This window comes from Endozoicomonas sp. (assembly GCF_965196975.1).
GTDB lineage: Bacteria > Pseudomonadota > Gammaproteobacteria > Pseudomonadales > Endozoicomonadaceae > Endozoicomonas.
The window spans coordinates 4,578,332-4,603,034 of the sequence record NZ_OZ239981.1 but is presented as its reverse complement, the minus strand read 5'-3'; the positions used below and the strand labels follow the sequence as shown (position 1 = coordinate 4,603,034).

At 44.9% G+C, this 24,703-nt stretch carries 15 protein-coding genes and 2 pseudogenes; 12 read left to right on the top strand and 5 right to left on the bottom strand.

Translation table 11 applies throughout. The annotated features are described in order from the left end of the window. Positions 1–677: 677 nt before the first annotated feature. Positions 678–5,531, bottom strand: a complete 4,854-nt coding sequence (locus ACOCLE_RS20645; RefSeq protein ID WP_419534048.1) for an NAD-glutamate dehydrogenase — start codon at positions 5,529–5,531, stop codon at positions 678–680. A gap of 544 nt (positions 5,532–6,075) precedes the next feature. Between ACOCLE_RS20645 and rpmB the strand changes: the two genes are divergently transcribed. The 3 genes and pseudogenes from rpmB to ACOCLE_RS20630 all read left to right on the top strand — a co-directional run. Continuing rightward, on the top strand, positions 6,076–6,312 hold the full coding sequence (rpmB, locus tag ACOCLE_RS20640; protein ID WP_066013568.1) for a 50S ribosomal protein L28: 237 nt from the start codon (positions 6,076–6,078) through the stop codon (positions 6,310–6,312). Positions 6,313–6,331: 19 nt separating this feature from the next. Further along, entirely contained in the window at positions 6,332–6,499 is a 168-nt protein-coding gene (rpmG, locus tag ACOCLE_RS20635; protein ID WP_034834535.1) for a 50S ribosomal protein L33, read from the top strand. A 209-nt stretch (positions 6,500–6,708) separates the two neighbouring features. Continuing rightward, positions 6,709–6,846, top strand: a pseudogene (locus ACOCLE_RS20630) (U32 family peptidase); the annotation flags it as partial. Positions 6,847–6,850: 4 nt separating this feature from the next. Here ACOCLE_RS20630 and tnpC (ACOCLE_RS20625) read toward each other — a convergent pair. Further along, complete coding sequence (tnpC, locus tag ACOCLE_RS20625; protein WP_419532963.1) at positions 6,851–8,356, bottom strand: IS66 family transposase; 1,506 nt, start codon at positions 8,354–8,356, stop codon at positions 6,851–6,853. Positions 8,357–8,447: 91 nt separating this feature from the next. Here tnpC (ACOCLE_RS20625) and yegQ point away from each other — a divergent pair. Beyond that, positions 8,448–9,656 (top strand): annotated as a pseudogene (yegQ, locus tag ACOCLE_RS20620) (tRNA 5-hydroxyuridine modification protein YegQ); the annotation flags it as partial. A gap of 388 nt (positions 9,657–10,044) precedes the next feature. Continuing rightward, complete coding sequence (locus ACOCLE_RS20615) at positions 10,045–10,353, top strand: hypothetical protein (protein WP_419534047.1); 309 nt, start codon at positions 10,045–10,047, stop codon at positions 10,351–10,353. Positions 10,354–10,407: 54 nt separating this feature from the next. On the opposite strand, the gene ACOCLE_RS20610 is transcribed toward ACOCLE_RS20615, so the two are convergent. After that, the gene (locus ACOCLE_RS20610; protein WP_419534046.1) at positions 10,408–10,830 is read right to left on the bottom strand and encodes a hypothetical protein; all 423 of its coding nucleotides are present in this window, start codon (positions 10,828–10,830) and stop codon (positions 10,408–10,410) included. 619 nt (positions 10,831–11,449) lie between these two features. Between ACOCLE_RS20610 and ACOCLE_RS20605 the strand changes: the two genes are divergently transcribed. Next, the gene (locus ACOCLE_RS20605; RefSeq protein WP_419534045.1) at positions 11,450–13,273 is read left to right on the top strand and encodes a Na/Pi cotransporter family protein; all 1,824 of its coding nucleotides are present in this window, start codon (positions 11,450–11,452) and stop codon (positions 13,271–13,273) included. Positions 13,274–13,311: 38 nt separating this feature from the next. On the opposite strand, the gene ACOCLE_RS20600 is transcribed toward ACOCLE_RS20605, so the two are convergent. Beyond that, on the bottom strand, positions 13,312–14,727 hold the full coding sequence (locus tag ACOCLE_RS20600) for an exopolyphosphatase (RefSeq protein ID WP_419534044.1): 1,416 nt from the start codon (positions 14,725–14,727) through the stop codon (positions 13,312–13,314). A 626-nt stretch (positions 14,728–15,353) separates the two neighbouring features. On the opposite strand from ACOCLE_RS20600, the gene trxA reads away from it, so the two are divergent. From trxA to ACOCLE_RS20570, 6 genes are all read left to right on the top strand, one after another. After that, the gene (gene trxA / locus ACOCLE_RS20595) at positions 15,354–15,677 is read left to right on the top strand and encodes a thioredoxin TrxA (protein WP_101745329.1); all 324 of its coding nucleotides are present in this window, start codon (positions 15,354–15,356) and stop codon (positions 15,675–15,677) included. Between the two features lie 336 nt (positions 15,678–16,013). Beyond that, entirely contained in the window at positions 16,014–17,273 is a 1,260-nt protein-coding gene (rho, locus tag ACOCLE_RS20590) for a transcription termination factor Rho (protein ID WP_419534043.1), read from the top strand. Between the two features lie 405 nt (positions 17,274–17,678). Next, complete coding sequence (tnpC, locus tag ACOCLE_RS20585) at positions 17,679–19,184, top strand: IS66 family transposase (RefSeq protein ID WP_419532963.1); 1,506 nt, start codon at positions 17,679–17,681, stop codon at positions 19,182–19,184. A gap of 5 nt (positions 19,185–19,189) precedes the next feature. Next, positions 19,190–20,659, top strand: a complete 1,470-nt coding sequence (gene ubiD / locus ACOCLE_RS20580; RefSeq protein WP_419534042.1) for a 4-hydroxy-3-polyprenylbenzoate decarboxylase — start codon at positions 19,190–19,192, stop codon at positions 20,657–20,659. Between the two features lie 64 nt (positions 20,660–20,723). After that, positions 20,724–21,452, top strand: a complete 729-nt coding sequence (locus tag ACOCLE_RS20575) for an NAD(P)H-flavin reductase (protein ID WP_419534041.1) — start codon at positions 20,724–20,726, stop codon at positions 21,450–21,452. A gap of 195 nt (positions 21,453–21,647) precedes the next feature. Continuing rightward, on the top strand, positions 21,648–22,259 hold the full coding sequence (locus ACOCLE_RS20570) for a TetR/AcrR family transcriptional regulator (RefSeq protein ID WP_419534040.1): 612 nt from the start codon (positions 21,648–21,650) through the stop codon (positions 22,257–22,259). A gap of 112 nt (positions 22,260–22,371) precedes the next feature. On the opposite strand, the gene parC is transcribed toward ACOCLE_RS20570, so the two are convergent. Beyond that, positions 22,372–24,627: a DNA topoisomerase IV subunit A gene (gene parC / locus ACOCLE_RS20565; protein WP_419534039.1), complete on the bottom strand. Its 2,256-nt coding sequence runs from the start codon at positions 24,625–24,627 to the stop codon at positions 22,372–22,374. Positions 24,628–24,703: the final 76 nt, after the last annotated feature.

Below are 24,703 nucleotides of genomic sequence, written 5' to 3'. Positions count from 1 at the left end.
ATTGAAAGCGGTACAATGTTTCCCCGCATTTATCGTTCAAAGCCAGTATCCTCGATCAGGATTCTGGCTTTTTCTTTATCTGGCTACTTAAAGTAGCCAACCATATGGCATCCTGTATTTCTGAATCCTTGTTCAGAGGGTCTCGTTAACTTTCCTGCGACACAGCTAAAGCTTTACCCCTTTCGTATTGTCTGAATAGAGCTTGCTCAGGTAACCAGAAATCTCCGATCCATTTGGTTAACTATTTTTATTCAATTTTTTTTATTTTTTTGGGAACTTTTTGGAATTTTGCTTGTCTCAGTATATGATGATAGGAAAAAGACAGCAGTTTGGTACTAATTCTTATTGCTCACTGTGTGTTTTGTGTTGACAGAAAGTTAAGTTGTAGGCTGCTCCCCTGTAGCCTAAGCTATATAGCCAGTATTCTTCCCCCGGATACTGGTTTTTTTTTGCTCGGTTTTTTATACAACAGAACCTAACGAATGAGCTTTACCTGCCGATAGTAACTTCATGGTGATAGGTGCTTAATGTAAAGCCATGGTTTTTAGGTTATCGAAATCACCATGTTGTCTTTGATGTGTACTTTGCAGATGCTGACGTAGCAATAAAGATAGAATGGAACGGTCATCCTCCCCTGATGACCGTTTTTTTTGGTCTGTTTTTGTCTCAAGGGTCGTTCAGTTTGCTGAGATTAAAGATAATTCCTGGATAGCCACTGACAGCATGGCAAGGTTTTGTTCCCTTGCGGACTGTATTTCGCGAACAGTAGCTCTCCAGCAATCTATTGGTTCGGCATTTTTTTCCAGCCATTGTTTGAGCTTTTCTTCTGGCTTACCGTCGGAATGGTGTAGAACATTTATGCAGTTGTCATTGAGTGTACGATCTAATTGATCTTTGAGAGATGATTGAGCCTTGCGTTGCCAGAGATCATTAACTGGTAGTTGTCTAATTCGCTCTCTTAACCATGGGAGGCAAAGGTAATCTTCAAGGGCAAAAAAGATAAAAGCCACATCAGTAACGGTAAGTTTATACTCATCAGCCACTCCCACCATGAAAAGTACATAATAAAGGTATCGAAGACCTGCACAGGTTTCTGCCAGTGCGGGGGGTAAATTAGCTTCCTGAAGCCAAGTTACTCTACCTCCTAGCCATTCACAGTCTTCTTCTCCCAGTAGCTCCGCCAGTTGTCCACTGACTGCATTGACCCCTGGTTTATAGCTACTGATAAGGGACTCTATATTCATGTCGTTGGCATGATTTCTCAATAGCCAGATACACGCTTTTTCGACATGTTGTTGTATCCGGAATAATTCCACTCTCTGGATATCATCTTTTACACCAAAACCCAGTCTTTCAAATTGATCCCAGATGGATGAGATTGAAAAAATCTCTTTTATAGCCATAAATGCCCGGACGCAGTTAAGCTCCGAATTTCTGGTTTCCTGTTGAATATATTCAATAAAGGTGGCTCCCATCCTATTGCCAACTTCATTGCTGAGATGGGTGGCCAGTATTTCGGTTTTTAATGGGTGGCTCCTGATTTGATCAGGAAACTGAGTACGCAACTGTGATGGGAAGTAATCGAGTAACTTTGCAACAAGAATAGGATCATCATCGACTTTGGCCGTAACGAGAGATTCGAACAGATCCAGCTTTGTGTGAGATAAAAGAATGGCTATTTCTGGCCGGGTAAGTCCTTCACCATTCTTTGCTCTCGCTTTGAGCTCAGTATCTGATGGTAGACAGTCCAAGGTTCGATTGAGCCGTCCTTTCTGTTCAAGCTTCCTGATCAAAAAGCGGTGATCATTAAACAATATAACACTTTGTTGGAGACTGAGGCTTAACCTCTGACTCTGAAGAAAGTTATGCCTAAGGACCAGCTTTGCAATCTCGTCAGTCATACTGACCAATAAGACATTGCGTTGTTTAATTGTGATATCACCGTCATCAACCATCTGGTTCAGAAGTATCTTTATGTTTACTTCATGGTCTGAGCTATCAACGCCTCCTGAGTTATCAATGGCATCCGTATTGATCAGCCCCCCCCGTTTTGAGAACTCAATTCTGGCCAGTTGAGTTAAGCCAAGATTCCCTCCCTCGCCAACTGCACACGTATTCAACTCAGAGGCATTTATCCGCACACTATCGTTTGAACGATCTCCCACATCTGCATTACTTTCGCAACTGGCTTTTACATAAGTACCTATTCCTCCATTCCATAATAAATCTGCAGGTGCTTTGAGAATGGTTTGAATAAGCTCTGCAGGGGGCATCATGGACTTATCCGTAGCCAGGACTGATCTGGCCTGTTTACTTAAATGAATATTTTTCAACTGACGACTGAATACACCACCACCTTTTGATATTTTGTCTCTATCGTAATCATCCCAGGATGACCGGGGTAAATTGAACAGACGCTGCCGTTCATCGAAGCTGACCGATATATCTGGGGTTGGATCAATGAAGATGTGTTGATGATTAAACGCAGCAATCAGTTGAATATGGCTGGAAAGCAGCATTCCATTACCAAATACATCACCGGACATGTCTCCGATACCGATGACGGTAAAATCCTGAGTTTGACTATCAATTTCGCGTTCCTTAAAGATTCTTTTGACGGATTCCCAGGCCCCTCTGGCGGTTATACCCATTTTTTTATGGTCGTAGCCCTGGCTGCCACCGGAGGCGAAAGCATCTCGCAGCCAGAAGCCATAGATCATTGATACATCATTCGCAATATCTGAGAAGCTTGCAGTGCCCTTATCTGCAGCGACTACAAGATAAGGGTCATTATCATCGTAGCGTACGACGTCTTCAGGAGGGATTATATTTCCCCCTTGAAGGTTGTCAGTAAGATCCAGAAGTCCAGAAATAAACAAGCGATAGCATGAAATTCCCTCTTTTTGTATTTCTTCTCTTGAGCCATTTAATGGGAGATGCTTTGCAACAAAGCCACCTTTTGCACCATGGGGGACAATAACTGCGTTCTTGATCATTTGAGCTTTGACTAGCCCAAGGATTTCTGTACGAAAATCTTCCATTCTGTCAGACCATCTCAGCCCTCCCCTGGCAATTCGCCCACCCCGCATATGTACACCTTCAAACCTGGGGGAGTAGACGAATATCTCAAACATAGGCCTGGGCTGTGGAGATGTTGGAATTTTGTCTGGTTCTAATTTGAATGACAGGTAGCTTTTTGGCTCACCATTGCTTTCTTTCTGATAAGCATTAGTTCTCAACATGGCTTCAACCACGCTGAGAAAGTGACGAAGAATCCGATCTTCGTCAAGGTTGGCTACATTGTCCAGCAACCGGTAAATTCTTTCAGAGCACGCACTGGCAATTTCATGGCGATCCCCTCGAAAATCTGGATAAAAACGAACGCTGAACAGGTTTACAATTTCACGAACCACAGAAGGGTTGCTGTTAAGCACCTTCTGCATATAGCTCTGGCTGAAAGGCACTTGAAGCTGGAGAAGATATCTTGATAAGGCTCTGACAAGTACTACTTGCTCCCAGTTTAAGCCTGCAGAAACGACCAGCCCATTAAACCCATCATTCTCCATTTCTCCTTTCCATGTACGAATGAATACTTCATGAAATTGTTCTCGTAGGTGAGTATCTTCCAGGTTAGAGCAGTTTGTTTTTGACTCTTGGGAGTTAGAGTTAATTGACAGAGCATTTTCATGGCTATCAGGCTCAATACTGAAGTCAAGTACCCAGGCTCTTTCCAGATTACATGGGCTAATGGAATATGGCCTTGCACTACGAACTCTGACACCCATTTTTTCAAGGATTGGGAGTACATCCGATAGAGCAAGGAGTGGCCCTTTTCCAAGAACGCGGAAGTGCCATCGGTAGTGATCGGTGACAGGGCGGTATAGGCTGGTGCTTATCTGGCTACTGTTTTTTATTGACTCAAGTCGCTGAATATCAGCAACTGCCTGACGTGGGCTGACATCCTCGCGGTATGCAGCGGGAAAGGCCAGTAGGTAACACTGTGCCATTCGGTTTCCAGTAGCTTCACCAAACGCTTCTTTTAATGCCTGCTGTAAATGGTCTGACCAGCTCAGCATTGCTTCATGAATCAAGGCTTCCAGTCGTTCAACATCAATGTGTTGCTTATTAGCATGGTGACAGTGGACGGTAAACTGAAGTTGAGCCATAGGGTTTTCGGATAGCTGAACATTGAAGTCGATACTGTTCCCGCTGAGTTCACTAAGCAGAATCTGCTGCATTTTCAGACGAAGCTCAGTGTTGAAGTTATCTCTGGAGACATAGACGAGGACAGTAATAAAACGGTCGTAAGAGTCAGGACGGAGAAATACCTTCAACTGTCTCAATTCATGACAGTCAAGTATCCCATTAATTACTGATTTAAGCTGTTCGTAACTGGCCTGAAGAAGCTCGTCTCTAGGGTAGTCATGAATGATATGGCGAAGGGCATTTCCTCGATGACTGTTTGCTGGGCAGCCACTGTTTTTAAGAAGTTTAGCCACTTTTTTTCTTATTAGGGGAATCTCGTCAAGAGGAACGTTGTAGGCTGTTGATGAAAACAGACCGAAAAAGCGCCATTCGCCAATTATTGCGCCATTATCACCAAATTGTTTTATCCCGATATAGTCAAGGTGAGCTGGTCGGTGAACCGTTGATCGGCTGGTGGACTTAGTAATGACCAGCAACTCTGGCGTTTGAATTTGTGCAGCGATATATGGAGATAGGTCTCGCTCGACAGGGCTACTGTGGCTATCTTCTCTGAATGTGCCCAAGCCGGTTTTACTGCTGGTGCGCAACTTTAGCTTATGCGAGCTTTGAATTATTTCGTAGTATCGAAAGCCAATAAAGAGAAAGTTATCTTTTTTTAGCCAGTGTAAAAAAGCCAGTGCTTCTTTCTGTTCAATACTTGGTAATGGTGATGGGTGATTCTGGCACCATTGAATGGCCTCGTTCAGTCTGACCTGCATTGCCTCCCAGTCAGAGACAACCTTGTGAACATCATCAACAATATTTCGTATGCCTGAGGCTACTTTCTCCAGTTCCAGATGGTCTGGCTGTCGGTCAATTTCAATTCGAATGACGGCTTCAGTAAGGGGGGATTGATGAGTATTGATTGAGTTTAGATGGCCGGTGTTATCTCTTTCTGAGCATAAAGTGGGATGATTCAAGCGGTAAACTTTTATCTTTTGACGATCAAGTTCCATTAATATGGATGAAACCAGAAATGGCATATCATCAACGACTATTTCAATAATACTGTGAGTGGAGTGCCAGTGATGGGTTTCGGGCTCGGGGTTGTATGCCCGGATTTTGATTTGTTTCGGTTGTCTTATTTGTAAGAACTGCCATAGACAGAGCAGCGACCCATAGCAGTCATCTGTATTTATCTGGGTAAGGTCTTTTGGGGAAACTCCACAATAATAGGCATCTGCAAGTGATTGTATTTGCTCGCATTCTTTTTCTGACATGCGCTTTGCTAAAAGCGATTGAACCTGATTAACGATGACGGCTCGAAAATCTTTAAAGCGGTTCATGATGTTCCTCTGTAATTCGGAGTGAGGAAGGCAAACCGTCATAGGAGCTTTGCAATATGCTCCCCCTTGATTTGCCTTGTTGTGTAGTGACTGTCAAATCTCATACGCATCAGCAGACAACCTTGACTTCAAGTGAGTGGTTATTCCGCAGAGGCAAGTTTTGGGTGACACCGATCAAAACCTCTGTATAAAATCGTCTTTGCTCTGTTTGCAAAGAGCACTTTACAAAGAGCCTTTAAATAAAGTGTCTGGTTACATTAAAAATGTCAGTCTGGCTTTGCTGACAACATAGACGAGAAATGGTTTAAATGCCTTGGGATTGCTGATTTTGCGGGGTTCTAAGCATAATCCGTAGCCTTCAGGGAATTTGCAAGAGGCGTCCAACTCTGGTATAAAGCCCGATCTTTGTATGAGGGTAGCTGCTGATGAGTCTTGAAGGTCTCTTGACTCTGTAACCATGGGCAGATCTGCCCGAAGCAGACACTGGAATTCAGTTAAGTTTTCCGGCCTCATGGCTGGATTTTTGGTTTGAGAGGCCATCCACATGTCCAAGGTTTGTCAGGTTACCGGCAAGCGCCCGGTTACCGGGAATAACGTTTCCCACGCTCAGAACAAAACTCGTCGCCGCTTCGTGCCTAACCTGCACCACAAGCGCTTCTGGGTTGAAAGCGAAAAGCGCTTTGTGCGCCTGCGTGTTTCTGCAAAAGGCATGCGTATCATCGACAAGAAAGGCATTGATGCCGTTCTGGCTGATCTGCGCGCTAGCGGTCAAAAATTCTAAGTTAGCAGGAGCATAAATCATGGCTAAAGGTATTCGCGAGAAGATCAAGCTGGTTTCCAGCGCAGGTACTGGTCACTACTACACTACCACCAAGAACAAGCGTAATACGCCTGACAAGCTGGTGTTCAAGAAGTATGATCCAGTTGTTCGCAAGCACGTTGAGTACAAGGAATACAAGATCAAGTAAGTCTTGTTTGCTTTGCTCTGGTCCGTATCAAGTAAACTGATACGGACCGCCACTCCCTTCCGTTGCGCTTTTCTCTCTATTTATATTTCTGTCTAGGTTCAAAACGAACCATCCCCTCCGTTTCGCTTAGGATCTGGGGTCTCTCACTACTGTTGCATTCCGGTTGCACTGTTATAATGCGCGCCATTCAAGAACATCAGCTGTAGGTCATGATGAAACCGGAACTCCTTTCGCCAGCGGGAACACTGAAGAATATGCACTTTGCTTTTGCCTATGGTGCAGACGCTGTTTATGCTGGCCAGCCCCGCTATAGTCTGAGAGTCCGTAATAACGACTTTAAACTGGACGTAACTATTCAGCACCCAGCAAAGGCGTATTGTTGTAATTTCGAACCGCTTTAAGAAGCGCCTGAAATATGTTCAACCCCTGCTTTTTAGCAGATGATAAATAGCTTCGGATTCGGGTAAACATGGTACCTCCGTCTTCGCTTCTGAAGCAGCCTGAGATCTTCTGCTTAAGTTTGGCCATCCTGGCATCACGTTCACTGCCATTGTTATCGAAGGGAATTGAAAAGTCCGACATGAAGCGCAACGTTTCAACCTTAAACTCAATAAGCCTTTTGAACAGGTTGTAGGCCTTGGTATTCCTGACCTTCTTACGTCCAAGCACCTGTCGTTGTTTTTCCATATAAGCGGTTTCCTTCGTGAGAGCCCTTTGAAGGATTTGGTCGTATATCGTCTCAATGCGAAGCTGTATTGCACCAGGCATTTGAGTCAGACCGGCTGCTTTGTATTTCTTGCAGAAGTGCCAGGAGAGCGTAAGCAATTTCATCAGCCGCAGAGCCAGCTTATTCGCATCCCTATCGACAACTCCCTGAAGCTCTCTCAGATGATGGGCATTACAAAGCACATGCACTGCCGCATAGGCAAAGTAGGACTTCCAATGATCGTGAACCAGAATGCCTGCAAAAGTCAGCAGGATGCCCATTGCATCCATTGCTTCACAACCTCGCCTTTCTGAGAGGTAGTAAAGCGTCCATTGGTCATCTCGCATAATGTGTAACCACCACAGTGAACCGTCAACCCGCATGCCAGTTTCATCCGCTCCTGCAACCGGACTTTCTTGTAAAGCATCGCGGATACTCTGCTCAGTAGAGGCCAGGTTCTCATGGGTATAGGCAACAAAATTGGCAACAGAGCCTGCGCTGACACTCATGCAATAAATAGTATTGAAATACTCAGACACCCGGTGATATGGGATGAAGTGATACTGGTTTAAATGAACAGCCATTGCCTGAGTCACTTCTCCGTATTGAGCAGCGGCTTTCACTCCTTGGGGAAACTCAGCGGTGTTCCGTTTACCACAAGGACATACTTTAACGTCTGCCCAGTACGCGGTAACTTCAAATTCTCCGGGTCTACCTGGATCAAAAACCTGTCGCTCAATGTATTTGGTGGGTTTAATATCGATAAGCGAAGACTGGCAACAGCAACATTTTTCAACCTTCAGATGCCTGACATAATCGGGTAAGGCGACACGTCTCAAACAAGAGCCTTGATGACCTTTCTGGCCACCTGGTTTATTGCCTGAAGATGGTCTAAGGCTTTTGGGGTTCGGTGTTTCCTGTGAGGAGCAGGGGGCTTCTTTGGAAGATGTATCACCTTTATCACTCCCTTTTTTACTGGGCTTTTGATAACCATCTGACGATGGTGGCTTACTACTGTTTTGACTGTTTTTATTAACCCTTTCTTCCAGTTCGCTGCAACGTTCCCGTAAAAGCGCATTCTCGGTCCGAAGCTCTTCATTCTCTTTAAGGAGAGCTTCGGTAAACGGAGTAGCTGGGAAGTCTGGTTCCATACTGGAGATTTGTTAGAAAAATTGAGTATAAGATGATGGTCGAAAAATCAGAAAATTCCAGATTTATATGAAGGGTGCTGAATAGTTACAACTGGACAATCTGCAAAAGGGCATTGATGAGGCTCATGCCCTGGGTAAAAAACTGTATCTGGCAAGCAATATTGCGCCTCATAACAGTAAGGTAAAAACCTATCTACGTGATATGGAGCCTGTTATTGCCATGAGGCCTGACGCACTGATCATGTCCGATCCAGGCTTAATTATGATGGTGCGTGAAACCTGGCCGGATATGCCAGTCCATCTCTCTGTTCAGGCGAATGCGGTTAACTTTGCAACCGTAAAATTCTGGGCCAGGCAGGGTGTTGAGCGGATTATTCTGTCCCGAGAGCTGTCTCTTGAGGAGATTCAGGAGATCCGGGAAGAGTGCCCCGATACGGAGATTGAGGTCTTTGTTCATGGTTCGCTCTGTATCGCTTACTCGGGCCGTTGTTTGCTCTCCGGTTATATCAACAAAAGAGACCCGAATCAGGGAACCTGCACGAATGCCTGCCGCTGGCAGTATCAGGCTCATGAAGCCAAAGAGACCGAGAGTGGCGATGTTATCCCGGTTAGTGGTGGATTGAATATTGGTAGTCCCGAAATAGTGACGCCAACCCTGGGTGCTGGTGAAACATCAGACAATATTTTCCTGCTGCAGGAAAAGGGGCGTCCGGATCAATATATGCCTGCTTTTGAAGATGAGCATGGTACTTATATCATGAACTCCAAGGATCTCAGGGCTGTTCAGCATGTTCGCCGCTTTACTGAGATGGGTATCCACTCCCTCAAGATCGAAGGGCGTACCAAGTCTTTTTATTATGTAGCCAGAACCGCTCAGGTATACCGCAAAGCTATTGATGATGCTATGACAGGTATTCCTTTTGATATGGGGATGATGGACTCTCTGGAGAACCTGGCCAACAGAGGTTATACCGAAGGTTTTTATCGTCGCCATGTTCACGATGAGTATCAGAATTATGAAACCGGTAACTCCCGTGAAAGTAAGCAGCAGTTTGTTGGTGAAATCATTGAATTTGACGATCAGCAGCTAACGGTTGAGGTCAAAAACCGCTTTGAGCTGGGGGATACCATGGAACTGATGACCCCAAAAGGCAACTACGTATTTAACTTGGAGCATTTGGAGAATCGTCGTGGTGAGCGTGTTGATGTTGCGCCAGGGTCAGGCCACTTTGTAAAAATACCAAAGCCTGAAGGTGTTTTGCCAAATACCCACTCATTGCTGGTTCGTAATTTGCCCTAATCAGGTGATATTCTGAGTCGATAAGATCTGTATGGATCTTACGACTTTCACCAGCCTTTTTTCGGGCTCTGCCTATAAGCCTTTAAGCCAGCATCGACAGGTGGTTTTAGATGCTCTGGTTTTGTTAAGCAGGCAGTTGCAGAGCCGGTTAGCTCCCGGCAACCAGTGGCATGAAAGGCCTCAATGGTTAATTGAGTTCCCGCTCACAGTGGAAAAGCTTGAGCAGGAGGTCTTGACCAGACTGAATCAGCCAACGCTGACAGCACCTCCCAAGGGGTTGATTTTATCTCTGCTACAGACTCAGAATAATTTATCACACCTGATCTGCAGAATGGCTGAGCGGCTAACCTATAGACCTCCTGAACTCACAAAAGAACTAAAAAATTCTATGAAACGGTTAAATCAGCATTTTGCTGGAACCGTTCAGAGCTTGAAGTCTGGAATCAGTAAGCAGGATCGTTATGGTTTGGCTGGTTTCCGAAAACAACAATCTCAAATAATGATGGATGTTCATCAGGAAGTAAGGGGTGATGTGGATGAGTTGAGGGACATGATCTCGGCTTTCAAAGGTGAAGTTTTCCGAAATGAAGGAGGCCTGGATCCTCTGGATATGGCGTTGTTGCTTTTGTTACTTGAAGATATGGATGACCTGACTCTCTGGATTCGCTCAATGGTCACCCATCTGCAACAGATTTAGTTGGGCTGCAGTGTGTTCTGCTAGGAGCAAATATTGTCAGCAGAGCCCGATATACTACTTAACTATGCACTCAATCCGCTTTTTTTGATTCTTTTCGAGATACTCCTGAAAATCTTTTGGTAGTCGGCCTGTAGTTGAACCTTCCCAGAGAACTTTCTCCCCAGATGCATTCTTATATTGAAAAGTATGTTTGGCGACTGTTCGCCGACGTTTACTGTTTTTACCAGACTCATTGATGGTATCAAGATCAGATAGTGTGATTCCGAGCTCAGCCATTTCCTTCTGAATAGCGGCTATATCTGTCATTTTTTTTTGGCGCTTTGCGTCCTCTTTTACTCTTAGTTGCAACTTCTCTTCATGAACCTCCTTCAAACGATCCAGTATCTTTTCTAGATCTTTAATGCTGACGTCCTTAAATAAAGAGCGAATCCGGGATTTACTACCCAGCCGATGATGTAACTCATCTAGAAATTTCATTGTATATCCTCGGGTTATGGAAATGTTAGGCGGTTTGAGTCTCGTAATATCACATCAAGACAGTCGGTTTGGATCATAAGTGATTGTAGTGTTCCTGTTATGCAGGACAGTAATGTTTGCCATTTTCGTTTACGGGTATATATGGTCACCAAAAAAGCTTTATCAAACATCATTTTGGTCAATAGGAATAAAAATAATGTATTTTGTTTAATTGGCAAGGAATCCTTTAGCTTAGTGATCCCAATAATTTTTTTGTTGAGTATCAGTTTCCTCTATCAGGAGTATTGGTATACGGGCTGCTCTTATTTTGGACATGCCACCTTACAAGCTAATACTACGCTTGATATTGGACTATTCATGAGCCTTCACTGCCTATCTCTCTGAGAAATCCTGATTTTCGCTATTTTCTATGAAGTCTCATGTGCCTTGTAAATACCCTGCTCTCGTTTCTTTTCCCTATGCCATGAATATAGTCCTGCCTCCTCGCTTATCCTCTTGTCGTTGGTTTTTGATGTAATGGTATTTGAGTGAACCAGACTTTCAGTCGATAAGAAGTTTGTGGTCCTGAATTTATAAACGGGGCGTATTGTTTAGCAAGCAAGATACATGAATGATGAGTATGCTGGGACGCTTTTTCTTACCAACTGTTCTTTTATTGCTGATTTATGGCTTTTGGGTTAGTGCAGAGCTACAGGTAATAACGGCTGGTATCGTCATTTTTCTTCTTGGAATGGTTTACCTTGAAAAGGGCTTCAAGGTCTTTACTGGTGGCTTTCTGGAGAGTCTTCTGAAGAAGACTACTGATAGCTTGTGGAAAAGTTTAACCTTCGGTATTACAACCACTGCTGTCTTGCAGTCAAGTTCTTTGGTCTCGGTCATTGTTATCTCTTTTCTCAGTGCTGGCCTGATTGGTTTGACTGCAGGCGTTGGGATTATATTCGGAGCAAACCTAGGCAGCACTGTCGGTGCTTGGCTAGTTGCCTTGTATGGAATGAAATTGAAGCTGATTTCCTATGCAATGCCACTATTAGTCTTCGGCCTGATTTTAAGGACGCAGCAGGAGAAAAATTTCAGTGGGTTAGGCTACATATTACTTGGTATTGGCTTTCTTTTTCTTGGAATTCATTACATGAAGGAAGGCTTTGAAGCTTTTCAGAATGTCATTGATTTCAGTAGCTTTTCCATGGATGGGGTTCAGGGAGTTCTGGTATTCACATTCTTTGGTATTCTGGCGACCATTATCATGCAATCAACCAATGCTACCATGGTTCTTACCTTCTCAGCATTGGCTACTGGGCAGTTGACATATGATCATGGTTTGGCATTGGCCATTGGTTCAAATATGGGGACAACCATAACGGCAGTATTGGGAGCTATAGGTGCAAATGCTGCCGGTAAACGATTAGCAGTAGCACATATTGCCTTTAATGTTGTCACAGCAACTCTGGCTATTTTGTTGCTGCCTCAGTTGAAAGTGCTTGTTGACTTTATCGCAAACGCTATACAAATTGAACCAGATGACCATACATTGAAGCTCGCTTTATTTCACAGTATTTTTAATATCCTTGGCATATTGATACAGCTCCCTTTTCTCAAGCTACTTGTTCGCTGGTTGGAAATGCTCTTTGTCGACCCTGCCAAGCAGTCTTATCTTAATCTTGCTAATGAAGAGAACCCTGAAATTCATCGAGCAAGATATTTATCACCCGCAGCGTTAAGTTATCCTGATGCCGCGCTGAGAGCATTGACCAGAGAGTGTGACCACTTGTATAGGAATACTCTTGAGCTGATCTGTTATGGGATATACCTCACTGGTGACAAGCTAAGGGAGGCGGATAATTTAACGGAATTGGTCAACAACTGGGTGCGTGATGAGCAGCCCTGGTCGATTAAAGAGCTGTATATTCGTCATATCAAAGGAGTTTATGCGGATATTATTCACTACTCGGGTGCTATTGAGGGAAATTTACCCAGACAGCAGGTGCAGGAGCTATTTGCGCTTAAGGTTGCCTGTCGTGATTTTGTACAGGCGATCAAGCATGTTAAGAATATATACAAAAATATGGGGCAGTATCTTTATTCAGATAATGAACAGATAAAACATCAGTATAATCAGCTCAGACTTTGCCTCGCGTCTGTTTTAAAACTTGTTGATTTGTTGGGCGTTCGCCGAAATTATGACCACATTAGGCAGCATGCAGAACAGTTAAAACAAGAATTGAGAGAGCAGGATGAGCAAATGAATAAGAAGCTGAATGAGCTGATTCGTTCCAACCAGGTTGACTCATTTATGGCCAGCTCTCTAATGAATGACAGCGCCCACGTGCATGATGCCTGCACCAACCTTATTGATGGTGCAGTGATTATGTTGACCAGAGATCGTGAGGAATATCGAGAGATTGACCTTAACTTTGATTCTCGTAGCAAACCCGAAAAAACTTGAGCTTTCATGAGTTGCTAGAAAAGTGTAAATCGAGAGAGCTATGTCACAACTAGCTTAAAACCTGTTTTTGCCAGATAACTTCGCTCTGATTCAAAGTTTGCTGCTGTTAGAGGGTGCTTTTCTATCCACCCATCCGGAAAGAACAGGGAGATGTTGGAGCCGGATACACCCATGGAATACTCTGGCAGGGCATCATCGTCGCGGCCATGACTCAGCACATTTGCAACTCTAAGCAGTATAATCAGGCGCATTAACCTGCGAGATACTACTTTTGGCCATCCAGATAGTAACGATTTGGATATTGAGCGCCTGTGCCCCCTGACTAATAGAGCCAGTTGCTGCTGTTCTCTTTTACTGAATCCCATGAGATCAGAGTTATCAATTAGGTAAGCCCCATGACGATGGTACTGTGTATGGGATATATCGAGTCCTATCTGGCATACTCTGGCAGCCCATGATAGTAGCTCAAGATCTCCTTCGTTCAGCTCCCAAGCATCGGATACCATCCTAAAACAGTTTTGGGCATGAGTCATGACTCGGAAGGCTTGTTGCTCATCAACATGATAGCGACTCATTAAGGCATTTATTGTTCGCTCCCGCACGTCTTCATGACGATCTCGACCGAGCATATCGTGTAAAACACCCTCTCTGAGCGCTCCATCAGAGTAATACATTCGTTCAATGCTAAGGGCATCGAATCCAGCCATAAGAATGGCCAACCCAGCTGGAAAAATGGCCTGACGATCGGGTTTGAGCCCTAGGAAGCGAACAAGACCGATTTGGTTGAATTTCAGGACTTTCTGTTTGAGCATCTCAAGGCTATCCCGAGTGATGGTTTCACCCTCCCCCATGGCCTGAAGAATACCACTGACGGCACGGATTGAGCCTGATGAACCCACGGCATCAACCCAGCCTAGCCGGGTGAATGACTGCTCAATATTCAGCAGCTCAAGCCGTGCAGCATAATATGCTGATTGAAATCGTTGGGGGCTTAGCTCACCAGTCCCAAAAAAGCGATCGGTAAATACTACGCAGCCCATGTGAAGGCTTTCCATTAGCTTTGGCTCAAAACGTTCTCCAATAACGAATTCGGTACTTCCTCCGCCGATATCCATAACCAGACGGCGCTCATTATCATCAGACTGAGTTTGGGCTACACCAAGATAAATGAGACGTGCTTCTTCCCTTCCAGCAATAATTTCAACGGGATAACCAAGAATAGACTGGGCTTTCTCAACAAAAACATCACTATTTCGGGCTTTACGTAGAGCATTGGTACCCACGACCCTGACAGCTTGAAAGGTATTGCCAGAGAGGTATTGTGCAAACTGCTCCAGACAACTGAAGCCCCGCTTCATTGCTTCAGCCGTGAGCTCGTCGTGCTGGTTGAGCCCTGCCGCTAACTGAACTTTCTTGCCCAGCCTCTCTACGGGTCGTATTTCACCCTGATCCACTCTGGCTACGATCATGTGAAAGCTGTTTGAACCAAGGTCTATGGCTGCTACCAGTGGTAGACTATTGGACTGTTCACGCCCTTGTTGTGTCATGGTATTTCATAGCTAATAGATTGAAAACGTTATATTTTTCAGTGTCATCAACCCTTATCTCGTCAAAATGACAATACTGAGTTGCAGACCGGAGCATAACAGATGTTAGAAAGTTAACTTTAATAGAGTTATGCGTACAAATCTTATTGGTTATTCTGTCTATACCCATCGCCTTTCAAATTGCTATTTTGTTGGTTGCAATTGCCCAACCCTGTCACTGAGTTTGTCTAAGCTCCTGAGGCTTCTCTCTTTTACCCCCAGCCTAGCAACTTGAAATCCTTTGGGCATAAGTCGAAGCTGCATTGACGGCTGAAAACAGGTCTGAGTTATATGGTACTCCTATAGCCTCCTTGATTTATGGCATTTTTATAGAAAAAAAAGCCACAAAATTCCATGAATCAGGCATAATAAATCAGTTCTGGGCCGGTGATACCTTTTGGCAGTCAGTTTGGCATGCCCTCGGTCAAGGCTCCTGAGTTTACTTTAAACACTTTTAAGTACTATCTAAGTACCATGGTTAGGAGATCCATTCCATGAGCGAAATTGTCAAAGTGACAGATGACTCCTTCGAAGAAGTGGTTCTGAAGGCGGAAGGTCCGGTGCTGGTTGACTATTGGGCTGAATGGTGTGGTCCTTGCAAAATGATTGCCCCCGTTCTTGATGAAATTGCCCAGGACTACGATGGCAAACTGACCGTCTGCAAGCTGAACATTGATGAGAATGAGGCAACGCCACCAAAATATGGCGTTCGTGGTATTCCTACGCTGATGCTGTTCAAAGGCGGCAACGTTGAAGCTACGAAAGTGGGGGCCCTGTCTAAATCACAGCTGACCGCATTTTTGGACAGTAATCTGTAATTGCTGGTGTGGTGATTGGTGGTTGTGACGGACTGTTACAGCCACCTGTCTGGCCTCCATATTCATATCCATTGATTAAATTTTTAAATCAATTCAGTTGACGAAGCCTTTATTCTTGATTATTTTCCAGAAAAGGATATAGACTGTAATTTCACAGGGCTGTCAGGAATCTTCTGACCTCAGGGATATGGCCCAGACAGGGCAGCCGTTATAAACACTCGCAGGCATCAATCAATACATAGCTGTCCTTTATCATAATAAGCCAAACACTTTCTGATCTTCCTGCAAAGACAACGGCCACTTACCTTTCAATTTAACATTCGCAAACTACTGGTTATGCATCTTACCGAACTGAAGAAAAAGTCTGTTCCTGAACTTCTGGCGATAGCGAATGAAATGGGTCTTGAAAACCTTGCCCGTTCCAGGAAGCAGGATGTAATTTTCACCATACTTAAACGCCATGCACGCAGTGGTGAAGATATTTATGGTGATGGTGTTCTGGAAATCCTCCAGGATGGTTTTGGTTTTCTCCGTTCCGCTGATAGTTCTTATCTGGCGGGACCTGACGATATTTATGTTTCCCCAAGCCAGATTCGCCGATTTAATCTGAGAACGGGTGACACAATTTCCGGGAAAATTCGTCCACCTAAGGAAGGCGAAAGATATTTTGCCCTCCTTAAGGTTAATGAAATCAATTTTGACCAACCAGAAAACGCCCGCAATAAAATCCTTTTTGAAAACCTTACGCCGTTATTTCCTCAAGACCGTCTCACTATGGAGATGGGGAATGGCGCAACAGAGGATTTAACCGCTCGAATTATCGATCTGGTAGCCCCTATTGGTAAAGGTCAGCGTGGTCTGATTGTATCGCCTCCTAAAGCGGGTAAAACACTGATGCTGCAAAATATTGCAGCAAACATTACCCGCAACAATCCGGAGTGCTACCTGATTGTTCTGCTGATTGATGAGCGCCCGGAAGAAGTAACTGAAATGTCCCGCTCCGTCCGTGGCGAAGTTGTGGCTTCTACCTTTGATGAGCCTCCTTCCCGTCATGTTCAGGTTGCCGAGATGGTGCTGGAAAAGGCTAAGCGTCTGGTAGAGCATAAGAAAGATGTTGTGATTCTTCTCGATTCTATTACCCGTCTGGCCCGTGCTTACAATACAGTAATTCCTTCTTCCGGAAAGGTTCTTACTGGTGGTGTTGATGCTCATGCTCTTGAGCGTCCAAAGCGTTTCTTTGGTGCTGCCCGTAATATTGAAGAGGGTGGTAGTCTGACGATTCTGGCAACAGCACTGGTTGATACTGGCTCCAAGATGGATGAGGTAATCTTTGAGGAATTCAAGGGTACCGGTAATATGGAACTCCACCTTGATCGTCGGGCAGCTGAAAAGCGTGTGTTCCCCGCTATTGGTATCAACAAATCAGGTACTCGTCGTGAAGATCTGCTGACAACCGAAGAAGAGCTTCAGCGTATGTGGATTCTTCGTAAAATCCTTCACCCAATGGATGAAATTCAGGCGATTGAATTCCTGTTGGATCGAATGAAACACACCAAGACGAACAATGAGTTCTTCCAGTCCATGAAACGGAAGTAATTGTTATTCCTATAGGAAGGGCTGTGAGAAGGATGTCGTTTTATCACTATCACAGTCTTTGCGCAGGGGTAAGTCCAAAAGCTTCCTGCAAGCCTGTTTCTTCCAGTGAGCCATTTCGTAATCATATAGTCAGGCTTTGATCATGATATTTCGGTACGTTAATTTTCCGGGCCGAGAATACTGTGAAAGGAAAGCTTCTACTGTTCGACCCTCATCATTAGACCGCAATAACCTCTTTATCATCTGTTTCAACCGAAGTAGCTTTTACCACCCAGGGTAAAGTTGCCCAGAGCCAAAGAAGAAATTTTCATGAAATGTAACTATTCAGCACCCTTCATATAAATCTGGAATTTTCTGATTTTTCGACCATCATCTTATACTCAATTTTTCTAACAAATCTCCAGTATGGAACCAGACTTCCCAGCTACTCCGTTTACCGAAGCTCTCCTTAAAGAGAATGAAGAGCTTCGGACCGAGAATGCGCTTTTACGGGAACGTTGCAGCGAACTGGAAGAAAGGGTTAATAAAAACAGTCAAAACAGTAGTAAGCCACCATCGTCAGATGGTTATCAAAAGCCCAGTAAAAAAGGGAGTGATAAAGGTGATACATCTTCCAAAGAAGCCCCCTGCTCCTCACAGGAAACACCGAACCCCAAAAGCCTTAGACCATCTTCAGGCAATAAACCAGGTGGCCAGAAAGGTCATCAAGGCTCTTGTTTGAGACGTGTCGCCTTACCCGATTATGTCAGGCATCTGAAGGTTGAAAAATGTTGCTGTTGCCAGTCTTCGCTTATCGATATTAAACCCACCAAATACATTGAGCGACAGGTTTTTGATCCAGGTAGACCCGGAGAATTTGAAGTTACCGCGTACTGGGCAGACGTTAAAGTATGTCCTTGTGGTAAACGGAACACCGCTGAGTTTCCCCAAGGAGTGAAAGCCGCTGCTCAATACGGAGAAGTGACTCAGGCAATGGCTGTTCATTTAAACCAGTATCACTTCATCCCATATCACCGGGTGTCTGAGTATTTCAATACTATTTATTGCATGAGTGTCAGCGCAGGCTCTGTTGCCAATTTTGTTGCCTATACCCATGAGAACCTGGCCTCTACTGAGCAGAGTATCCGCGATGCTTTACAAGAAAGTCCGGTTGCAGGAGCGGATGAAACTGGCATGCGGGTTGACGGTTCACTGTGGTGGTTACACATTATGCGAGATGACCAATGGACGCTTTACTACCTCTCAGAAAGGCGAGGTTGTGAAGCAATGGATGCAATGGGCATCCTGCTGACTTTTGCAGGCATTCTGGTTCACGATCATTGGAAGTCCTACTTTGCCTATGCGGCAGTGCATGTGCTTTGTAATGCCCATCATCTGAGAGAGCTTCAGGGAGTTGTCGATAGGGATGCGAATAAGCTGGCTCTGCGGCTGATGAAATTGCTTACGCTCTCCTGGCACTTCTGCAAGAAATACAAAGCAGCCGGTCTGACTCAAATGCCTGGTGCAATACAGCTTCGCATTGAGACGATATACGACCAAATCCTTCAAAGGGCTCTCACGAAGGAAACCGCTTATATGGAAAAACAACGACAGGTGCTTGGACGTAAGAAGGTCAGGAATACCAAGGCCTACAACCTGTTCAAAAGGCTTATTGAGTTTAAGGTTGAAACGTTGCGCTTCATGTCGGACTTTTCAATTCCCTTCGATAACAATGGCAGTGAACGTGATGCCAGGATGGCCAAACTTAAGCAGAAGATCTCAGGCTGCTTCAGAAGCGAAGACGGAGGTACCATGTTTACCCGAATCCGAAGCTATTTATCATCTGCTAAAAAGCAGGGGTTGAACATATTTCAGGCGCTTCTTAAAGCGGTTCGAAATTACAACAATACGCCTTTGCTGGGTGCTGAATAGTTACCATGAAATATAAGGATCTCCGGGATTTCATTGACCAGCTGGAAAAACAGGGTGAACTCAAGCGCATCAAGTTTGAAGTGGACCCGATTCTGGAAATGACAGAAATCTGTGATCGAACCTTGAAAAAAGGTGGTCCCGCCCTATTGTTTGAAAACCCCAAAGGCTTTGATATGCCAGTGCTGGGGAACTTGTTTGGCACACAGAAGCGGGTTGCTCTGGGAATGGGGCAGAAGGATATCAGCGCACTGAGAGAGGTTGGTGAACTGCTGGCATACCTTAAAGAGCCTGATCCACCGAAAGGATTGAGAGATGCCATTGAAAAGCTTCCTCTGTTCCGGCAGGTACTGAACATGGGACCAAAGGTGGTTAAATCGGCACCTTGTCAGGAAGTAGTACTGAAAGGTGATGATATCGATTTGACCCGTCTGCCCATCCAGACTTGCTGGCCAGGTGATGCTGCACCGTTGATTACCTGGCCTCTGGTTATTACCCGTGGTCCAGAAAAAGAGCGTCAGAATCTGGGGATTTATCGTCAGCAGCTTCTTGGTAAGAATAAATTGATCATGCGCTGGCTGTCCCATCGAGGTGGAGCCCTTGATTTCAGAGACTGGCAGAAAAAATACCCGGATACACCTTTTCCGATATCAGTGGCTTTAGGAGCCGATCCTGCAACAATTCTTGGTGCTGTTACACCGATACCTGATTCATTATCAGAGTATGCGTTTGCGGGTTTGTTAAGGGGTAGTAAGACAGAGTTAACCCAAAGTCGAACTAACGATCTGCAGGTTCCTGCCAGTGCTGAGATTGTTCTTGAAGGTTTTATCTATCCTGGAGAAATGGCGGATGAGGGGCCATATGGCGATCATACCGGCTATTACAATGAGGTTGAGTCATTCCCGGTATTTACGGTTGAATGTGTGACACACCGACGTAATCCCATTTACCACAGCACATACACAGGACGCCCTCCGGATGAGCCAGCAATACTGGGCTTGGCTTTTAACGAAATATTTGTACCCATTCTCAAGAAGCAGTTTCCTGAAATTGTTGATTTTTATTTGCCACCAGAGGGTTGCTCTTATCGACTGGCTGTCGTTACCATGCGCAAAGAGTATCCGGGGCATGCCAAGCGGGTTATGCTTGGTGTCTGGTCATTCCTTCGACAGTTTATGTACACCAAGTTTGTGATTGTCACTGATGATGATGTCAATGCCAGAGACTGGAATGATGTGATATGGGCGATGACGACCCGTATGGACCCAAAAAGAGATTCAGTCTTCATTGAAAACACACCCATTGATTACCTGGATTTTGCTTCTCCCGTTGCAGGGTTGGGATCAAAGGTCGGCTTTGATGCTACCAACAAGTGGGAAGGTGAAACGAGCCGGGAGTGGGGAACAGCCATTTCGATGACAGATGCCATAAAGCATCGGGTTGATGATATTTGGGATCAGCTTGGCATTGATGAGTAACACTTATGTAGCTTCAGGAAGCTAAGGGCTCCTGAAGCTTTGAGCTTTAGAGGTAGCGGTATTCGTGCAGATCAACCAAGTTTCCACTCAGTCTTGCCAGGTTTCAGATCTTCAATTGCTATCAGAAGGTATTTACCGCGTTATCCTCAAACCTCATCAGGGTTATATCCCAGACTATCGAGCGGGGCAGTACCTTGAGGTTCTCCTGGCAGGTGGCGAAGCCTGCGCGTTCTCAATAGCCAGCCCTCCGGCTCCCATGCAAAAGGAGCTGGAATTACATATTCAAAAGTTGCCTTCCAGCGCTAATTCCATCAAGTTATTCAATGAGCTTGAGCAGGGCAGTGTTTCAATCAGAATGCCAAAAGGTCAGTGTTTTCTTGAAAGCATTCCCGATAAACCGCTGGTGTTTATCGCTGCCGGTACTGGGTTTGCCCAGATGAAAAGTATGATTGAGCTCTCGCTGAAAAAGCCCAGGCATAAAGATATCTACCTCTACTGGGGAGCTCGTTCGCCAGAAGGGTTCTATATGCCGAATCTTCCAGTTCATTGGGCGTCTTCTCAATTTCACTACCACCCAGTGGTCAGTGATGCTCTTGACGAAGATGGCTGGAAGGGTCGGAAGGGTCTTCTGTTGGAAGCAGTGATAGACGACAAAAATATTATTATTGGTAGTGAAATCTATATCAGCGGATCGCCACAGATGGTTTATGCAACTTTTGATGCACTGGTAGCGGAAAACTTTAAGGCTGAGTATATTCACTCGGATGTCTTTGAATATGCACCGCGATCTTGATAACGCTTAATTACATCGATAGATTATTGTTCGCATAGTTTCATTAAAACGACAGTATTTTTTATTTGAATACTGTCGTTTTTTATCAAGCCGTGGAAAAAGCCCGTCCCTTGTCTATATTCAAATCGAGTATAATCAATGCAAGGTACGGTATTCAGTATGCAACCATCACCCTCAAAAACAGATCAAGCAGGATTGAAAAATAGTCGGGTCCGGCAGAAAAACATTCAAATTATTCTTCAAGCCGCAGAAGATGAGTTTGTAGCCAGTGGTTTTAAAGGTGCGTCCATACGCGATATTGCCCATCGAGCAGGTTTACCAAAAGCTAATGTGCACTACTATTTCAATAGTAAGGTTGAGCTATACGGTGCTGTGCTAAATCACATTATGGAGCTATGGCAGTCTGTTTTCAGTGGTCTTAATCCAGATGATGATCCTGCAACTGCATTAAGGCAGTTTATCAGAGCCAAAATGAAATATGTGCTGGCTCACTCAAATGCATCCCGTATATTCAGTAGTGAAATACTGCATGGGGGGCAGCATATTAAAGACCATTTGCAGCCTTTTAATGACTGGATTCAGGAAAAATCTGAGGTTATCAACGGTTGGATTGCGCAGGGTAAGATGAGGCCGGTTGATCCTGTCCATCTTTTATTTACCATCTGGGCAACGACTCAATACTACGTCGACTACGGGCCTCAGGTTGCTTCTGTTCTGGGTAAGGAAGACCTTGATTCTGAGGATGTGGAAGCTTATACAGAAAGTGTCTGCCAGATGATACTGGGTGGCTGTGGAATCAATAATTAGAACAAATTTTTACAATGCTTTTTCAACGAGCACATTCTTTCATGGGGGAAGGTCGTCGGAATAAGCCTTGAAAGGCTTATCCGAAAAGACGCTTACAAATAAATTCTGCAGGTTACCCTGCAGAAACAACTTCAACCTTATCCACTTTCTGAAAGCCTCTGGGAAGCTTATTACCACGCCTTCCCCTCTCGCCACGATAATGCTCAAGGTCTGTGGCTTTTAAAGTAACATGGCGTTTTCCAGCAAAGAGTGTAAGTGCATCATTGTCATTGATGATGGCAAGCTGGGTCATGAGCTCACTTCTATCCGCCGCACGAGCAGAAGCAATATTAATAATTTTATTTCCTTTTCCCCTGCCAAGCTTTGGAAGGTCCTGTAATGGGAACACTAACATTCTTCCTTCATTAGTGATTGCTGCCAGCATGGGATTGTTGCCACTTACTGGTATTGGAGTCAGTACATGAGCATTTTTGGGCAGCGTCAGCAGGGTTTTTCCCGCCTTGTTTTTACTGACCATGTCTGAAAACTGAGCAATAAAGCCATAACCCGCATCACTTGCTAGCAGGTAACAATCACTGGAGTCACCAACACACAAACCTTCAAAGGTTGCGCCTGATGGAGGGCTGACTCGTCCGGTCAATGGCTCACCCTGCCCTCTTGCCGAAGGAAGCGTATGGGTCAGAATGGAGTAAGCTCTCCCGGTAGAGTCGAGAAAGACAGAGGTTTGATTGCTTCGTCCTTTTGCAGATAAGCGATAACCGTCTCCAGACTTATAGTTAAGCGTCAATGGATCAACATCATGACCTTTAGCGAATCGCACCCAGCCTTTATTTGACAGTACTACGGTAACAGACTCAGAGACCATTAAATCTGTTTGTGATAATGCCTGAGCTTCAGATCTTACGACAATAGGAGAACGACGGTCGTCGCCAAAACTTTCAGCATCTGCTTTAATCTCTTTCTTTATAAGCGTCTTAAGACGTCTTTCTGATCCGAGGGTTAGCTCAAGTGAATTGCGCTCCTGCTCTAGGTCATCCTGTTCTGCACGAATCTTTACTTCTTCGAGTTTGGCCAGATGTCGCAATTTGAGGTCAAGGATGGCTTCAGCCTGAATATCAGAAAGACCAAACCGTTCCATCAGAATAGCTTTGGGTTTATCTTCTGTACGAATAATTTCGATAATTTCATCAATATTCAAAAAGGCGATCATCAGGCCTTCAAGAATATGAAGTCTGCTGAGCACTTTATCCAGTCGGTGTTGTAAACGACGACGTACCGTTTCACTCCGCCAAGTAAGCCACTCTCCCAGCATTTTATCGAGAGCCTTAACCTGTGGGCGTCCATCAACACCGATCATATTCATATTAACCCGGTAGGTTTTTTCCAGATCAGTTGTTGCAAACAGGTGGTTCATCAGGCTTTCGATGTTTACCCGATTGGATTTGGGAACGATAACCAGACGAGTCGGATTCTCATGATCGGATTCATCGCGCAGGTCAGCGACCATTGGCAGTTTTTTGGCTTGCATCTGCGCTGCGATTTGCTCAAGAACTTTCGCTCCAGATGCCTGATGTGGCAGTGCAGTCACTACAATATCACCACTGTCCTGCTGGTAGACCGCTCGCATCCTTAAGGATCCCCTGCCCGACTCATACATTTTGATCAGGTCTGATCGAGGGGTAATCAGTTCAGCTTCCGTTGGAAAATCAGGCCCCTGAATATGCTCACAAAGTTCGGCAACGCCTGCTTTGGGGTTTTCCAGCAGGTGAATACAGGCGTTGGCCACTTCACGAAGGTTATGAGGTGGTATGTCTGTTGCCATACCGACGGCTATACCCGTGGTTCCATTCAGCAGAAGGTTTGGTAAACGAGCAGGAAGTATCGATGGCTCTTCCAGTGTTCCGTCAAAGTTTGGGACCCAGTCCACGGTCCCCTGGCCAAGCTCACCCAGTAATGAGTCAGCATATTTAGTGAGACGGGACTCGGTATAACGCATGGCGGCAAATGATTTCGGGTCATCAGGCGAGCCCCAGTTTCCTTGCCCATCTACCAGCGGGTAGCGATAGGAGAAAGGCTGTGCCATCAATACCATGGCTTCGTAACAAGCGCTATCACCGTGTGGATGAAATTTACCGAGTACATCACCCACGGTTCGGGCAGACTTCTTGAACTTGGCGGTATTCTTTAAGCCAAGCTCGCTCATTGCATAGATGATGCGCCTTTGGACAGGTTTGAGGCCATCCCCGATATGAGGCAGCGCACGATCCAGGATGACGTACATGGAGTAATTCAGGTACGCGTTCTCTGTATACGCTCTCAGGGACTGACGCTCAACTCCATCGTCGCCAATAATGATCTGCTCCGCCATGCTTTAACCTGTTTCAGGACACTGATAATAAATCCGTCATGATAGCAAGTATCTTTCTTGTTCTAAAAGCTATGAT

Bases quoted from the DNA above. Each gene is read 5' to 3' on its own strand.
- ACOCLE_RS20615 (WP_419534047.1), top strand. From the start codon at position 10,045: ATGAAACGGTTAAATCAGCATTTTGCTGGAACCGTTCAGAGCTTGAAG.
- rpmG (WP_034834535.1), top strand. From the start codon at position 6,332: ATGGCTAAAGGTATTCGCGAGAAGATCAAGCTGGTTTCCAGCGCAGGT.
- parC (WP_419534039.1), bottom strand. From the start codon at position 24,627: ATGGCGGAGCAGATCATTATTGGCGACGATGGAGTTGAGCGTCAGTCC.
- ubiD (WP_419534042.1), top strand. From the start codon at position 19,190: ATGAAATATAAGGATCTCCGGGATTTCATTGACCAGCTGGAAAAACAG.
- rho (WP_419534043.1), top strand. From the start codon at position 16,014: ATGCATCTTACCGAACTGAAGAAAAAGTCTGTTCCTGAACTTCTGGCG.
- ACOCLE_RS20645 (WP_419534048.1), bottom strand. From the start codon at position 5,531: ATGAACCGCTTTAAAGATTTTCGAGCCGTCATCGTTAATCAGGTTCAA.
- trxA (WP_101745329.1), top strand. From the start codon at position 15,354: ATGAGCGAAATTGTCAAAGTGACAGATGACTCCTTCGAAGAAGTGGTT.
- ACOCLE_RS20605 (WP_419534045.1), top strand. From the start codon at position 11,450: ATGCTGGGACGCTTTTTCTTACCAACTGTTCTTTTATTGCTGATTTAT.
- tnpC (WP_419532963.1), bottom strand. From the start codon at position 8,356: ATGGAACCAGACTTCCCAGCTACTCCGTTTACCGAAGCTCTCCTTAAA.
- tnpC (WP_419532963.1), top strand. From the start codon at position 17,679: ATGGAACCAGACTTCCCAGCTACTCCGTTTACCGAAGCTCTCCTTAAA.
- ACOCLE_RS20610 (WP_419534046.1), bottom strand. From the start codon at position 10,830: ATGAAATTTCTAGATGAGTTACATCATCGGCTGGGTAGTAAATCCCGG.
- rpmB (WP_066013568.1), top strand. From the start codon at position 6,076: ATGTCCAAGGTTTGTCAGGTTACCGGCAAGCGCCCGGTTACCGGGAAT.